Origin of the sequence: Escherichia sp. E4742, assembly GCF_005843885.1 — a bacterium.
In the GTDB taxonomy this organism is placed as follows: domain Bacteria; phylum Pseudomonadota; class Gammaproteobacteria; order Enterobacterales; family Enterobacteriaceae; genus Escherichia.
In genome coordinates, this window is sequence record NZ_CP040443.1 from 1221015 (window position 1) to 1237024 (window position 16010).

Annotated in this window: 9 protein-coding genes; 1 reads left to right on the top strand and 8 read right to left on the bottom strand. The window is 52.3% G+C overall.

Features of this window, described 5'->3' with window-relative positions:
- Window positions 1-72: 72 nt before the first annotated feature.
- From sslE to glcD, 7 genes are all read right to left on the bottom strand, one after another.
- Complete coding sequence (gene sslE, locus FEM44_RS05890) at window positions 73-4623, bottom strand: lipoprotein metalloprotease SslE (protein WP_135524036.1); 4551 nt, start codon at window positions 4621-4623, stop codon at window positions 73-75.
- Between the two features lie 495 nt (window positions 4624-5118).
- Entirely contained in the window at window positions 5119-6801 is a 1683-nt protein-coding gene (gene glcA, locus FEM44_RS05895; RefSeq protein WP_089630444.1) for a glycolate permease GlcA, read from the bottom strand.
- Between the two features lie 355 nt (window positions 6802-7156).
- Window positions 7157-9328, bottom strand: a complete 2172-nt coding sequence (gene glcB, locus FEM44_RS05900; protein ID WP_135524035.1) for a malate synthase G — start codon at window positions 9326-9328, stop codon at window positions 7157-7159.
- A 21-nt stretch (window positions 9329-9349) separates the two neighbouring features.
- Window positions 9350-9754, bottom strand: a complete 405-nt coding sequence (locus FEM44_RS05905; protein WP_000853256.1) for a GlcG family protein — start codon at window positions 9752-9754, stop codon at window positions 9350-9352.
- A 4-nt stretch (window positions 9755-9758) separates the two neighbouring features.
- Entirely contained in the window at window positions 9759-10982 is a 1224-nt protein-coding gene (glcF, locus tag FEM44_RS05910) for a glycolate oxidase subunit GlcF (RefSeq protein ID WP_135524034.1), read from the bottom strand.
- Between the two features lie 10 nt (window positions 10983-10992).
- On the bottom strand, window positions 10993-12045 hold the full coding sequence (gene glcE, locus FEM44_RS05915) for a glycolate oxidase subunit GlcE (RefSeq protein ID WP_135524033.1): 1053 nt from the start codon (window positions 12043-12045) through the stop codon (window positions 10993-10995).
- Entirely contained in the window at window positions 12045-13544 is a 1500-nt protein-coding gene (gene glcD / locus FEM44_RS05920) for a glycolate oxidase subunit GlcD (RefSeq protein ID WP_135488762.1), read from the bottom strand. Before glcD ends, glcE begins: the two co-directional genes overlap by 1 nt.
- A 250-nt stretch (window positions 13545-13794) precedes the next feature.
- On the opposite strand from glcD, the gene glcC reads away from it, so the two are divergent.
- Complete coding sequence (gene glcC, locus FEM44_RS05925; RefSeq protein ID WP_135524032.1) at window positions 13795-14565, top strand: transcriptional regulator GlcC; 771 nt, start codon at window positions 13795-13797, stop codon at window positions 14563-14565.
- A 62-nt stretch (window positions 14566-14627) separates the two neighbouring features.
- Here the strand turns inward: glcC and yghO are convergent, their stop codons facing one another.
- Entirely contained in the window at window positions 14628-15770 is a 1143-nt protein-coding gene (gene yghO, locus FEM44_RS05930) for a protein YghO (protein WP_171022600.1), read from the bottom strand.
- Window positions 15771-16010: the final 240 nt, after the last annotated feature.

The window sequence follows — 16010 nt, forward strand, 5'->3', positions numbered from 1 at the left end:
GGCAAATGTGTTAACCCGATGCGCCTTATATCATGCCGGATGCGGCGTGAACGCCTTATCCGGCATACAGGCTTACTCGGCAGACATCTTATGCTCGGTAACCGTATTAATGGTTTCCGGTCCTTGCTGCGGTTTCGGCAGACCAAGCGCCGCCAGCGTCTCGTAAGCCGACTGGCTCACACCGCCCTCGAAGTTCATCTCGCTCACCCCCGGCAGCTGGTAAGCATTCGCGCCCGGATTCCATTTCTTAAAGAATGCGGAAAGGTCCGTCTGAGCGACCCAGGATGCACACAGCATCAGCTTGTCGGCAGCGTTACCGTTGGATTCGGCACAGTAATTTCTGTTGCCAAATTTGTCATTGCCAACATCATCGCCGCGTGCTTTACGATGCATCAACTGGAACAGGTTCCAGCCTTTCATCCCTTCACGATCGCTGTAGAACTTAGGCAGAGTGCCTTCTGGATACCAGTTCTTGATATCAAAGTTTTTCTCTGCCCACTCCTTCAGCTGTGCGTACATCAGCAGACGGTCACCCGCACCGCCGCGCGCCCATGCCTGACCATTGCTCTCGTTCAGATATTCCGGCGCAACGGTAATATCGTCAGCGACACGGTTCATCTTGCCGAGATAGCGATCCTGCATGTACAGCGCCAGCACGTTGTTCGCTACTTCAGTTGCGCCCGGTACAGTCAGCGGCGTTTCTGCAGCATTGTGCCCTACTTCGTGCCAGATCAGCCAGTCGTTCAGCGGCGTCGTCGGCAGCGTGGTGCTGTTCGTCGAGAAGCTGCTGTTCATTACCGGATAACCAGAGTGCGCATCACCAATGGAGATCTGCACATCGTTGGCGAAACGGTGTTTGTGACCCGGCAAGTTTTTAAAGGTAAACATCCGGTGCTTACCGTCTTCATCATTGCGACCGTAGAAGTCATTCATCGAGCTGGCAAAGGTATCCAGATCTTTAGCGAATTGCTCCAGTCCGCCAGTGTAATTGCTGGCATTCAGGTTGTTCTTCGGTGTGGTATAGACGAACGACGCAGACTCCAGTTCGCCCAGCGGGGCAGGGGAGTTCAGATCGTGTTGCCACTTACCATCTTTATAGAACGGCGCTTTTACTACACCGGTAAAGGTGAAGTCAGCTGATTGCACCTCTTTGCTGTCGCCCTTGATGTAAATCAGACCGCCGTAAGGAACCGTAAACTTCACTTCACCATTGGCTTTCAGATCATAGGTTTTAGTCACTCTTGGCGGACGGTTCAGAGCAACTTCATGCTTCTCACGTCCGGTCAGGTCGTCGGCCAGTGCCACGGTGACAGTCACAGGAACGTTCGCATTGGACTTAATGGTGACCTCTTTCTGAGCCGGAGCCCACAGACCAGTAGACTGCATGTTACCCGCAAACCATTTGGTCGGATCCGAGTACAGGCTGATGGTTTCAGTAACCTCCTGCCCCTCTTCCGATACCGCCCCCGGATACTTCTCGACATCAACTTTGATGTTCAGATCCCACCAGGAACGCCCCAGCATCAGACGCGTCAGCGGTTTTTCCATATAGTTGAGCGGATAGCTCGGGTTCATCATGCCCGCTTTGCCGCTACTTTCACCGTAGATCATCTTGCTATCGACCAGCGATTTTTTCAGCTCATCAGAACACTGCGTGCCGCCAGCATAGGCATTGTTGGCGTAGCAGTTCAGGAACTCGGTGAACGTTTTAAAGCCCAGCTCGTCTTCCTTGTTGTCTTCATAGCGGTATTCAATATCGTTCCACAGCCAGACCGACATGTTCTGGTACAGACGTTCCAGATCGACGCTGCTCAGACGCTCACCTTTGCTACCATTGGTACGGAAGTAAAGCTCGTGCTGATACAGGCGCTGAATGTTGGTGCCTAAATCCGCAGCCTGCACCATCGCTTTCGCAGTGTCGGCGCTGAGATTCAGTTGCGTATAGCGCGGAACATACATGCCCCCGGTTACAGGAACGTCAGTGCCAGGACGGTATTCCAGACAGTTGACCTCGTAGTGGTAGTCAGGATCCTTACACTCTTCCAGCCCCGGGAACGCTGCAAAGATCTTATCTTTTGCGGCTTTCAGAGACTCATCAGTTGGATGTTTAGCAACATCAATAAACGCGTATTGAGTTACTTGTTCACCATCAACCTCTTCTTGCCAGCTGGCAACTTCCAGTTTCGGTTTCTTATCTGGTTTGTTATCAATCTGATATTTCCAGATAACTTCTTTCGTTTTTTCATCAATGGTGTACGGCAGTTCACCTTCTACCAGCGGATAACGTTCATAGACCCACATCCCTTTTTCATTCAACTGGCGCACACGGTCTGGATAACCCTGCGGATCGGTATTCACCACCGATTTGTTCAGTGCCATCGACAGGCCTGCGGCATCCAACAGGCGCACAAAGCCAGACGCGCTCTCTTCCTTAAGATTGCTCATCACGTTTTCCATGATCAGCACCGAACCGCCTTTGTTCATATAGGCGATCAAATCGGTCACATCCTGCTGAGTCAGCTTCGGTTTGCTGGTATCTGCACGTAGAGGCACTGCATAGGGATCACCAGACCACTGAGTCACATATTCAAAGCCGTTGAGGATCAGCAACGGAACTTCTTCCGGATTCAGATCGCCATAGCTGGTCAAATGTTTAACAGAAATACCTGCGAAATCCGGATGGAAGCCAAATGGAGCACTGCTCCCAGTGACCTGACCATGACGTTTGAAATAAACGTTTTCCAGGTTCGTCCCTACGGTCATTGTGCTCTTGGTATTCGGCTGCCAGATGTCGTTTGACAGGTAGCGCAGTACGTTCTGCATGAAGTGCTTCATGTCATCTGAATCACCGCTGAGTGTGCACTCACCTTTATCATTAACACCACCGGCCCAGCTGTAACCGTTCGGGCAACGCAAAATGCTGTTGTAGTGCGGGTTACCGATAACCATCAGCTTGCCATCGCCGACTTGCCCCAGCGAAATAAACGGCAGGTTGAAGGTCGCGGTATCGCGCGTAACGTTTTCCGGCTTAACAATGGAAGGCGCTTCCGTAATGTACGCCAACTCATTTTTATCCCAGGCGCGTTTTTCGCCGAAGGCCAGCCAGTAGTTTTTATCATTACGCGCCATCAGAATCGGGAAGGCCGCGTTGGAGATATTCACCACCGCCTGACCGCGGGCATTACCGGTACTGCCATAGAAGTTGGTGGAGTCATGGAATACATGGAACTTGCTGACAGACTGGTAGTTCGTATCCACGCCCCACAGCTTGTTGATAACGCCCTGAATCTGGCCGTCATTAACATTGCGTGCCGTCAGCGAGAACCAACGTTGAGAGTTGCAGCCCCCGAGGGATTTACAAATTGCTGTATCAATCTCTTTAGCCTGCCCGGATTTAAGCTGCTCAAGAAATTCGTTTTTCCGCTCAAAGGTTTGATCGCCTTCGCTCAACGCCTCACCATTGGATAACGAGAGATTGATAATCTCGTTGATCACGTTGGGATATTCAGCAAAGACCTTGCGCACTACGTCCGGCACTTCACGCTCATCATTTTTTCCGGCCTGGGAGTAACGATGAATAAGTTGATCGATATTCGCGCCGCGAACTTCATCGCCCAGTTCCGTCAGTGCAATAGTCGACTTGTTACCGCGCACTGAGCCAAGTTCAAAGGTGTCGATGCCAAAGGAGATGGTTTCCCCCCAGCTAAAGGAAAACTCGCCGTTTTCTCCGGTTACACCACGGCCAGAATTGGTGTAGTAGTTGACGCCAACCACGCCATTCCCCTGGCTATCTACCAGACGACCTTCGGAGAGAATGATTTCCGTAGGTTGATACTGATAAAACTGTTCCGCGTTAGCCGACACGAAGGAAGCGTTCAGATCCGGTTTTGTTCCCGGCGTGGTGACTGGCACGACCGGTGAAGTATGAGTGGATGGCGCCTTATCGGTCGCAGCATTGTTTTCCACCTCTTCATTGACCAGCTTTTTGAACTCTTCCGGTGCCAGATCGATTTGCTTATACAGCGAGTCAAAGCGTTTACTCTCGATCACCGAGGAGAACGTCAGGCAAACCTGTTCTGTATCCGCCGGACAACTGTTCATGGAGGTTACCAGCGAGAGCGCATTGCTTTTCTTGTCGTCGGAGCCCGCCAGTTCTTGTGCATCCTCAAGGCTAAATGACACTTTTTCAACCGCACGCAGGCCAGGCGCTGCTTCTGACTGAGTGTCGAAGGTAGCAATTGTCGTGTTGTTCCCTGCCACACAGGTGACTTTGTCGCCTGGCGTAAAGGTAAAGCCGTCGCTGGATTCACCATTACAGGTAGCACCAGTTACCCGCTGGCTTCCGCCCAGGGTCAGGTAACCTGTTTTCGTAGGAACAGGTTCTGGCTCCGGTTCTGGTGTTGGCTCTGGATCAGGTGTCGGGTCCGGAGTAGGTTCAGGCTCCGGCGTCGGCTCCGGGGTTGGCGTTGGATCGGGTTTCACTTCCGGCAAAGACCCAGTTCCAGAATCTACAGGCGGAGTATCGGAGGACGATCCTGAACCACCGCCATCACAACCGGCTAACAGGGTTGCGCTTAAAATAGCCGCTAAAAGCGATTTTTTATATTTAAATTTCTTATTCATTAATAACGCAAGTGACAAAAAGTAGTTAAAAAATTCGTAACTGGGGAAATAGTTTTATGTTTTAGCTTCTCTAGTAACTTCCTCCATTCTTAAAAAAACTGCATTATTGATAACGAAACAGGTGAAATTTATAAGAATATCCCCTATTCGATGTCAGACGGGGTATTTATAAAAAGATTCAACAAACAAAAAAGTAACAATTATTCACAATGTAACTATCCCAAGTTGTTGATAGTTTTAACGATTGCGATTGCAAAAGCAACAGATAGCACGGTGTTTGCTCATCAAGCGAACACAATTAATACAGACTTGTTTTGCGTGACAAAAAAATAGATGTTCTCACCCCCTTAATTATTTAGCGAGTTATCTGAACATAAAATATTATTCATGCATGGATAATAAACCACGAAATGATTTTGCAATTATTTAGCCAGAATAATGAAACGAGAATAGAAAGAAGCCGGATGATATTGACGATCATCCGGCATTATTGACTTACGAAATCAACATACCGGTAAACACATACGCCTGCAGCAGGGTGATAATGCCGATAACGCTGGCAAAAATCAGACTGTGCTTCACGGTGTAGCGGAACAGTTCAGATTCTCGGCCCACCATGCCCGTCGCGGCGCAGGCCACGGCGATAGATTGTGGGGAGATCATCTTGCCTGTTACGCCGCCGCTGGTATTTGCTGCCACCAGCAGGGTATCAGAGACGTTGATTTGCTGTGCCGTGGTCGATTGCAGTGAACCAAACAGAGCGTTCGAGGAGGTGTCCGAGCCAGTAAGGAATACCCCCAGCCAGCCGAGGAATGGTGAGAAGAACGGGAACATCACACCAGTACCTGCCAGTACCAGCGCCAGCGTGGTAGACATACCGGAATAGTTAGTCACGAAGGCAAATGCCAGCACCATGCCAATCGACAGTATCGGCCACTTCAGGCTAATTAGCGTTTCTGCAAAGACGCCAATACCTTTCTTGATCCCCACGCCGAGGATGAAGATAGAGATAATCGCCGCAATAAAAATAGCGGTGCCGCCAGCAGAAAGGGGGTCGAATTTAAACACCGCATCCATTGGCGTCGGCTGGGCGACAATGGGCGCCGCTTTCAGTACCTGCTGATGCAAATGAGGGATCTGGAAATTAATCACCAGCGAATAAAACGCGCCGCCCGGAGCAAATAACGCTTTAAACGGTTTCATGGTCCAGATGGTGACCAGCACCGTTAAGATTAAAAATGGTGACCAGGCGCGTATGATTTGCCCAAGACTATATTCTGAGGGTACCGGGCCGCCAGAAGACGGTTTATTCACCACCATCGCACCTGCGGATTGCCCCATGCTGATTGCCGTTTCAGTATTTTTTGGCCGCCAGACTTTAAGGAATAAAGACAGTGAGACGATACTTACCAGCGCCGAAGTAATATCCGGCAGTTCCGGACCAATGTAGTTTGAGGTAAAGAACTGAGTGACGGCAAAGCTACCACCCGCAACCAGCGCCGCTGGCCACGTCTCTTTCACCCCTTTCCAGCCGTCCATCATTGCCACCAGCCAGAACGGCACCAGTACCGACAGGAACGGCAACTGCCGTCCCGCCATTGCGCCAATGTCGAACGGGTCAATGCCAGTCACCTGCCCGGCAACCAGAATCGGCACGCCCAACGCACCAAACGCCACCGGCGCGGTGTTGGCTATCAGACACAATCCCGCCGCGTATAACGGTTTGAAGCCCAGCCCCACCAGCAGTGCGCCAGTAATCGCCACTGGAGCACCAAAGCCAGCCGCCCCTTCCAGCAACGCGCCAAAGGAGAAACCAATCAGCAGCACCTGCAAACGCTGATCGTCGGTGATGGAGATAACCGAGCTGCGGATAATATCAAACTGCCCGCTGGCAACGGTTAATTTATACAGGAATACCGCCGCGACAATAATCCACGCAATCGGCCATAAGCCATAAATAAAGCCATAGCCTGCAGCAGCAAATGCCATATCAATCGGCATTTTAAAGGCGAATATCGCAATCAGGATAGATAATATAAGGGTTATTGCTCCGGCGACATGTCCTTTCAGACGTAATACCGCTAGTGCAACGAAGAAGAATATTATTGGGATCAGGGCAACCAGAGCGGATAGCCCCAGTCCTCCCATCGGCATATACATTTGGGTCCAGGTAACCATATTGTTCAGTCTCTTATTATCTTTATATGCTTGATATGATTAAGGTTGTAATAAGCAAAAGAGGACTGAACTGTAAAATATAGGCGTTATACTTTACAGCAACAGTACGCTGCTAACGCAATTGCTACCTCTGGCATAACAAGTATATCGGGTAAGGGTTTCTGTTCCGCACACGCAGGCGCAGAGTATCGTTAAGATGTCCATATTGTTGTTTTAGGCCCGCTAGTAATGCGCTACGGGTATTTAATTTTGTTAAACCCTGATAATCGCTCCGGTTATTTCCGGGATAAATGTACTACCGCAGTTACTATAATAGCCCCGACAATAAAACTTGCCGGGGCTTTTTTTGACGCTATTAATGACTTTCTTTTTCGCGTAAACGCCAGGCGTGTAATAACGGCTCGGTATAACCGTTTGGCTGTTTCACACCGAGGAAGATCAAATCGCTGGCGGCTTTAAAGGCACACGAGTTAGCGAAATTCCCCACCATCGGACGATACGCCGGATCGCCGGCGTTTTGCTGATCCACCACTTTCGCCATGTTCTCCAGCGACGCCTGCACCTGCTCTTTGGTCAGGATGCCGTGACGTAACCAGTTGGCGATATGCTGGCTGGAGATGCGCAGCGTTGCGCGGTCTTCCATCAGCGCCACGTTGTGAATATCCGGCACTTTTGAACAACCAATCCCCTGCTCTACCCAGCGCACCACGTAGCCCAGAATTCCCTGCACGTTGTTATCCAGCTCTTGTTGGATGTCTTGCGCCGACCAGTTAGCATTTTCAGCAACCGGAATGGTCAGCAGATCGTCCAGCAGCGGTTCAAATTCAGCATTGAACTCGGTCTGGGCAATGTTGGCTTGCACGCTCTGTACGTTGGTTTGGTGGTAGTGCAGCGCATGGAGTGTAGCGGCGGTTGGCGACGGAACCCAGGCCGTGTTTGCCCCGGCACGCAGCTGGTCGCCCTTCTGGCTGTACATGTCTGCCATCAGATCCGGCATTGCCCACATCCCTTTGCCGATTTGCGCTTTGCCACGCAGCCCACAGAACAGACCGGAAAGCACGTTATTGCGCTCGTAGGCTTTGATCCACGGCGTCGATTTCATCTGGTTTTTACGCAGCATCGGGCCCGCTTCCATCACCGAATGCATTTCATCGCCTGTACGGTCGAGGAAACCGGTATTGATGAACGCCACGCGGTTGCGCGCCTGAGCGATACAGCTACGCAAGTTCAGCGAGGTCCGGCGTTCTTCATCCATAATGCCCATTTTCAGGGTATTCGGTGCCATACCGAGCATTGCCTCAACGCGGGTAAACAGTTTGTTGGCGAACGCCACTTCCTGCGGACCGTGCATTTTCGGTTTCACAATATAGACGCTGCCAGTGCGCGAGTTTTTCTGCACTTTTAAATCATAGAGGGCAATCGCGCCAGTCATGACGCCATCAAGAATGCCTTCCGGGATTTCATTGCCTTCGCTGTCCCAAATCACAGGAATGGTCATCAAATGACCCACGTTGCGGATAAACAGCAACGAGCGCCCGTGCAGAGAAATTTCAGAGCCGTCGGCAGAAGTGTACTGACGATCGTCATTCAGTTTACGCACGATTTGCCGACCGTTTTTCTCCATTTTCTCTTGCAGAGTGCCCTGCATCAGGCCCAGCAAGTTGCGGTACAGCAGGATTTTATCTTCCGCATCAACCGCAGCGACCGAATCTTCACAGTCGAGAATGGTACTGATGGCGGCTTCAACGATAACGTCGTTGATGTGCGCCGGATCGTCTTTACCAATCCGCCCGTTGGCATCGATTTGCAGCTCAATATGCAGGCCGTTATTTTTCAGCAAAATGCTGGTTGGCGCAGCGGCATTACCACGGTAACCGACAAACTGTGCCGGAGTACGTAACGTGGTTTCTTTATCATTTTTCAACTGGATGCGTAATTGTTTATCGACCACGCTAAACGCCACCACATCCTGATAGCTGCCGTTTTCCAGCGGTAGTGATTCATCGAGGAAACGCCGAACCCAGGCGATAACCTGCTCACCGCGCTGCGGATCGTAGCCGCTGACCATCGCCCCTTCCTGCGGGATGATGTCGCTGCCGTACAGCGCGTCGTACAGTGAACCCCAGCGGGCATTCGCCGCGTTCAGCGCGTAGCGGGCGTTCATTGCCGGAACCACCAACTGTGGCCCCGCCTGACCGGTGATTTCACTGTCGATGCCCGTGGTTTCCACCGTAACGTGGTCAGGCTGCGGCACGAGATAACCCAGTTCCCGCAGGAAAGATTTATAAGCCGCTTTGTCTTTTATCGGCCCCGGATTGCTGCGATGCCACTCGTCGAGCGCCGCCTGAATGCGATCGCGTTCTGCCAGCAACTGACGATTTTCTGGCGCCAGATCGTGAACGATCTCATCAAAATTGCGCCAGAACGCCGCAGCGTCCAGCCCTGTTCCCGGTAAAACTTCTTCATCCACAAAACGTTTAAAATTGGCGTCAATGCGTAAACGGCCCTGGGTTATGGTTTGACTCATTGTTTATCTCCTCGTTTTCGCTTATTTCGCCAACACCGCTGCTGCCGCTTTCGCGACCTGCGCATCCTGTGCTCCGGTTAAACCAGAAACGCCCACGGCACCAATAATTTGCCCATCAACAACAACCGGTACGCCGCCTTCCAGCGACGTCAGTAACGGCGCAGTCACGAACGCGGTACGTCCGTTGTTCACCATCTCTTCATAGCCCTTAGTTTCACGACGCCCCAGCGCGGCGGTACGCGCTTTCTCCTGGGAGATGTAAGCCGCAATCGGCGCGCAATCATCCATGCGGCTTAGTGCCAGCAGATGACCGCCGTCATCGGCAACAGCAATGGAAACAGACCAGTTATTTTTCTGCGCCTCTTCCTGACCTGCGGCAATAATTGCACTCGCCATTTGCTGGCTAAGAATGACTTTAGTTTTCATTTTGTTATTCCTTTTCAAGGGCTTGTTCTACAATTTCAATCCAGTGACGCACAGAGGTTCGACCGGCGCTCGCCAGATGCGTCTGACAACCAATGTTGGCGGTGACGATCATTTCCGGTTTGCCGCTTTCCAGCGCATTCATTTTGTTATCCCGCAGCTGGCGCGCCAGATCGGGATGCGTTAACGCATATGTTCCCGCCGACCCGCAGCACAGATGGCTGTCGGGAACGTCGGTTAAGGTAAATCCCAGGCGCAGTAACACTTTTTCCACTTCGCCATTTAACTTTTGCGCATGTTGCAGGGTACACGGGCAGTGGAAGGCCAGTTTTTTATCGCCGCGAATTGCCAGTTTTTCCAGCGGTTCCTCGCGCAGAAGTTCGACTAAATCGACCGCCAGCTCACTGACCTGACGCGCTTTATCGGCATACAGCGCATCGTTTTTCAACATCTGCCCATACTCTTTGACGAACGCGCCGCAGCCGCTGGCAGTCTGCAAAATTGCCTCGGTACCTGCTTCAATCGCGGGCCACCATGCATCAATGTTATTTCGCGCCCGCGCTAGCCCTTTCTCTTGCGCATTAAGATGATAGTCCACCGCGCCACAACAGCCTGCTTCGTTAGCTGGCATGACGCTGATCCCCAGACGATCCAGCACCCGCGCGGTTGCCGCGTTGGTGTTGGGCGAAAGCGTAGGCTGGGCGCAACCTTCCAGCATTAAAACCCGGCGCTTATGTCGCAGCGGTGGACGCGGTTTGGCCTTCACGGTTTCGGCGGGCAGTTTTGCTCTGAGCTGCTCTGGCAAAAACGGTCGCAGCACCAGACCTACCTGCGTCAATGCGCGGAAGACCGCCGGACGCGGCACCACCTGGCGCAGCCCTTCGCGTAGCATTCGATCCGGCAGTGGACGTTTCACCTTCTGCTCGACAATATCACGCCCGATATCCAGCAGAGTGTGATAGCGCACACCAGAAGGACAGGTGGTTTCACAATTGCGGCAAGTGAGACAGCGATCGAGATGTTCCTGTGTTTTAAGGGTGACTTCGTTGCCTTCCAGCACTTGTTTAATCAGATAGATGCGCCCGCGCGGCCCATCCAGTTCATCCCCAAGAAGCTGATAGGTTGGGCAGGTTGCGGTACAAAATCCGCAGTGAACACAGGCGCGCAGGATGCTGTCGGCTTCCAGCGCGCGCGCGTTCTGGCGCATCTCTTCGGTTAACCGGGTTTGCATAGTCTGCTCCTTAAAGTTCCGCGTACATGCGACCGGGGTTAAACACGCCGCAAGGATCGAGCTGCTGTTTAAGCTGCTGGTGATAGCGGAATAAAGGAGCGGGTAGCAGGGCAAAGCCGCCATCTCCGGCACTAAAGCGGGTCGCATGACCGCCAGCGTTGCGGGCGATGCGATGGATTTGATTGTCATCGGCTGTCGATTTCAGCCAGCGTAACGCCCCGCCCCAGTCGATCAGTTGTTCGCCGGGTAAATCCATCATCGGCGCATCGGTGGGTAAGGAAATGCGCCATAAAGTGCCCGGTAATGAGAAGAACGGCAATTGTTGTTCACGCAATTGCTGCCAGAACTGACCCGCAACCTCTTCGCCCCCCAGCAGTTCACGCGCCGCTTTCACCGATCCTTCACCGCCTTCAAGACGGATCCACAACGCGTTGTCGAAGTAACATAAGCCACTAATGGGTAGCGGCTGAAGTTGCCACTGGGCGATTTCACTCATGGCTTCTTGCAGGCTGATTTCCCGCCGCATACTCAAGGTGGCGCGCGGTCGCGGTAACACTTTCATTGAGATTTCAGTTAGCACGCCAAGACAACCGTAGCTTCCGGCCATTAATCGCGAGAGATCGTATCCGGCAACGTTTTTCATCACTTCGCCGCCAAAACGCAGATGTTTTCCTGTGCCGGTAATGATGCGCGTGCCGAGGACAAAATCGCGTACTGAACCGCTCCACGGGCGACGCGGCCCCGCCAGTCCGCAGGCAACCATTCCGCCCCAGGTGGCTTCTTCACCATAATGCGGCGGCTCGCAGGGGAGCATTTGCCCCGCACTTTCCAGCGCCGCTTCAATCGCCACCAGCGGCGTTCCAGCACGCGCGGTGATCACCAGCTCGGTCGGGTCGTAATTAACAATGCCGCGATGACAACGCACATCCAGCGTTTGCCCGGTGACAGGGTGACCTAAAAAGGCTTTGCTATTGCTTCCCTGAATCACCAGCGGCGTTTTATTACTAATCGCCTGATTCACCTGTTCCAGCAGCGCCTGGCTGTAATCACACTCGCGTAGCATCAGAAACGCTCCAGTTCAGGGAAAGGTAAATGACCGTGATGTACGTGCATGGCACCAAATTCAGCACAGCGGTGTAGCGTGGGGATGTTTTTTCCTGGGTTCAGCAAACCATCGGGATCAAACGCCGCCTTGACTGCATGGAAGGTCGTGATTTCATCGCTGTTGAACTGGGCGCACATTTGATTGATTTTTTCGCGCCCGATGCCATGTTCCCCACTGATGCTGCCGCCAACTTCAACGCAGAGTTCGAGGATCTTCCCGCCCAGCTCTTCCGCGCGGGCAAATTCACCGGGTTCGTTGGCATCGAAAAGGATTAACGGGTGCATGTTGCCGTCTCCGGCATGAAAGACGTTGGCGACGCGTAAATCATATTGCTGCGATAAACGGGCAATGCCTTCCAGTACGCCAGGCAGCGCGCGGCGTGGGATGGTGCCGTCCATGCAGTAGTAATCCGGGGAGATGCGCCCCACCGCCGGAAAGGCGTTCTTGCGGCCAGCCCAGAAACGTACGCGCTCCGCTTCATCCTGCGCCAGGCGGACGTCAGTCGCGCCCGCTTTCAGTAAGATGTCGTTAACTCGCTCGCAGTCTTCCTGTACATCAGACTCCACACCGTCCAGCTCGCATAACAAAATCGCTTCGGCGTCGACGGGATAACCAGCATGAATAAAATCTTCCGCCGCGCGGATCGACAGGTTATCCATCATCTCCAGCCCGCCAGGGATAATGCCATTGGCGATGATGTCACCAACCGCAAGTCCGGCTTTTTCTACCGAGTCAAAGCTGGCTAACAACACGCGCGCCACGGGCGGCTTCGGCAACAGCTTCACCGTTACTTCGGTGGTCACGCCGAGCATACCTTCTGATCCAGTAAACAGCGCCAGCAGGTCAAAACCAGGCGAATCCAGCGCATCCGATCCCAGCGTCAGCGCCTCGCCGTCCAGCGTTTGCACTTCAATTTTCAGCAGGTTATGTACGGTCAGACCATATTTCAGGCAGTGGACGCCTCCGGCGTTTTCCGCCACATTGCCGCCAATAGAACAGGCAATTTGTGAGGAAGGGTCCGGCGCGTAATAGAGATTATGCGCCGCTACGGCCTGGGAGATCGCCAGGTTACGCACGCCCGGCTGCACGCGCGCACGGCGCCCGACGGGGTTAATGTCGAGGATCTCTTTAAAGCGCGCCATCACCAACAAAACGCCCTTTTCTAGCGGCAGCGCGCCGCCAGAAAGCCCGGTGCCTGCGCCACGGGTCACTACCGGTACACGCAGACGGTGGCAGACAGCCAGAATCGCTGTCACCTGTTCCATCTGCTTAGGCAGAACAACCAGTAATGGACGCGTGCGATACGCGCTCAACCCGTCACACTCGTAAGGAGTGATCTCCTCATCGGTATGCAGGATCTCCAGTCCAGGGACATGCTCACGCAGTGCCATCAGTACCGATGTGCGGTCGACATCGGGTAAAGCGCCATCAAGACGCTCTTCGTACAAGATGCTCATGAGTAGGCTTCGCTTTGTTGTGTTGTGTGGCAGCTGATTTTTGCGCGCTGCTTCTGTGAACAGTTATTAAGCGGGCTTTTCGTTTTCGTCTATCTCTTTAGCTACCGGTCAGACCATTTTTTTTCCATCTCTGTGACTTCGCATTGGTTAACTTAATGTTAAATTGATGTAACATAATCACTTACGTGATGTGCGTGTTTTGCGAATTAAGAACAGAAAAATTGGTCCTACCTGTGCACGAGGTCCGGGAATGAAAGATGAACGTCGCCCTATTTGCGAAGTAGTTGCTGAGAGTATCGAACGGTTAATTATCGACGGCGTGCTGAAGGTCGGGCAGCCGCTTCCTTCGGAGCGTCGACTGTGTGAAAAGCTCGGTTTCTCACGCTCCGCACTGCGTGAAGGGCTGACCGTGCTGCGCGGGCGCGGGATTATTGAAACAGCGCAGGGTCGCGATTCTCGTGTCGCACGGCTTAATCGGGTGCAGGACACCAGCCCGCTAATTCATCTGTTCAGCACGCAGCCGCGAACGCTGTACGATCTGCTTGATGTTCGCGAATTGCTGGAGGGCGAATCGGCAAGGTTGGCGGCTACGCTGGGAACCCAGGCAGATTTTGTTTTGATAACCCGCTGCTATGAAAAAATGCTCGCTGCCAGTGAGCACAACAAAGAGCTTTCGCTGATCGAACATGCACAGCTGGATCACGCTTTCCATCTCGCCATTTGTCAGGCTTCCCACAATCAGGTGCTGGTGTTTACGCTGCAATCATTGACCGATCTGATGTTTAATTCGGTGTTTGCCAGCGTGAATAATCTCTACCATCGACCACAGCAAAAAAAGCAGATCGATCGCCAGCATGCGCGGATCTATAACGCGGTGTTGCAGCGACTCCCACATGTCGCCCAGCGCGCCGCCCGCGATCATGTGCGAACCGTGAAAAAGAATCTCCACGATATTGAGCTGGAAGGCCACCATTTGATTCGTTCGGCGGTGCCGCAGGAGATGAACAAAGGAGGGATGTGAGCAGCGTTTTCCCCCTATCCCCGAGGCGAGGGGACTGTCTGTGCGCTTAATGGGATCTGGAGTTAAATCTGCTTTTCATACAAGCGGTAACGCTTGTACGGCTCCGCCCCAATGCGTTCCAGCATGTTATTCATGCCTGTATTGGTTTCGAGGATCCATGACATTTCCAGCGCATCGATCTTCCGGCGGGCAAACGGATCATGTAAGGCTTCAATCAATAACAGAGCAATCACCGGGCCGATGCGGCTGAACTGATACTCGTCACGTACCCCCATCAGCGGCACTCGCGCGGTCCGCACACCGCTGACTTTCAAGCGCCACAGCAATTTTGCCCAGCCGGAGGGAAAGAGCGATCCGTTCAGATCGGCAATCGCCTCGTTGATATTCGGTAAGCCGACAATAAACGCGCAGGGTGCAGAATCAATCTCGGCGATGTAGATCATATCGTCCGGCACCAGATACTTAAGTTGATCTCCCATGGTCGCGAATTCATGTTCGGTAAACGGCACAAATCCCCAGTTGTGCTGCCAGCCGGAGTTGAAAATCTCACGCAGGATCTGCATCTCTTCGGCAAACCGCTGACGATTGATGCAGCGAATGGTCACCTTTTTGCGCACCTGATCCATCAGTTTTTTTAGCGCCGGAGAGAAAGTGAGATCGGTTCGCTGCATCCACCACGCCAGTAAATCAATACCTTTGTGATAACCCAGTTGTTCAATATGCGCGGCATACCACGGTTTACCGTGCGGCATCATCGCACATGGCGGTGTATCGAAACCTTCAATCAGTAATCCGCTTTCCTGATTGATATTCAGACTGAAAGGTCCGCTGATGTTACGCGCGCCTTGTGACTTCAGCCACGCTTCTGCTGCGCCAAATAAAGCGGCAAAAACCTGCGGATCATCAATGGCGTCAATCATGCCGAAATGACCGGTATCTTCGCCGTAACGCTCGCGGTGCAAGGTATCGATTTGCGCGGTAATGCGCCCTACTACCTGCCCTTCTTTTTTCGCCACCCATGCCTGCCAGATGATATGGTCCGTCCCTGGATTCTTCGCTGACAGATGCTCGCTGCGTTCAATGAATAGAGGAGGGATCCAGTTCGGATCATCGGGATAAAGTGACGACGGAAAAGCGATAAATGCTTTTAAGTCGTTTTTATTTATTACTTTTTCAATTTTAATCATCAGCAGATCGCATTCCATATCTTAGTGGATAACAAATAATTAATGCTGAAAATAAACAGCAACGGACTGCACCTTAAAAATCCATTCGGTGAATACAAGAAAAAATAAAATAATATTTATGAATAATTATGATAACCCAGAGCTACCGTTAGCCGATCAACATGACTATTGTGGACTTAATGCGACCCGCCAGGGCATTATCTTAATATATTCACAAATTAAATATTATTCACAATAAACAGAGTTAATATTTAAAGC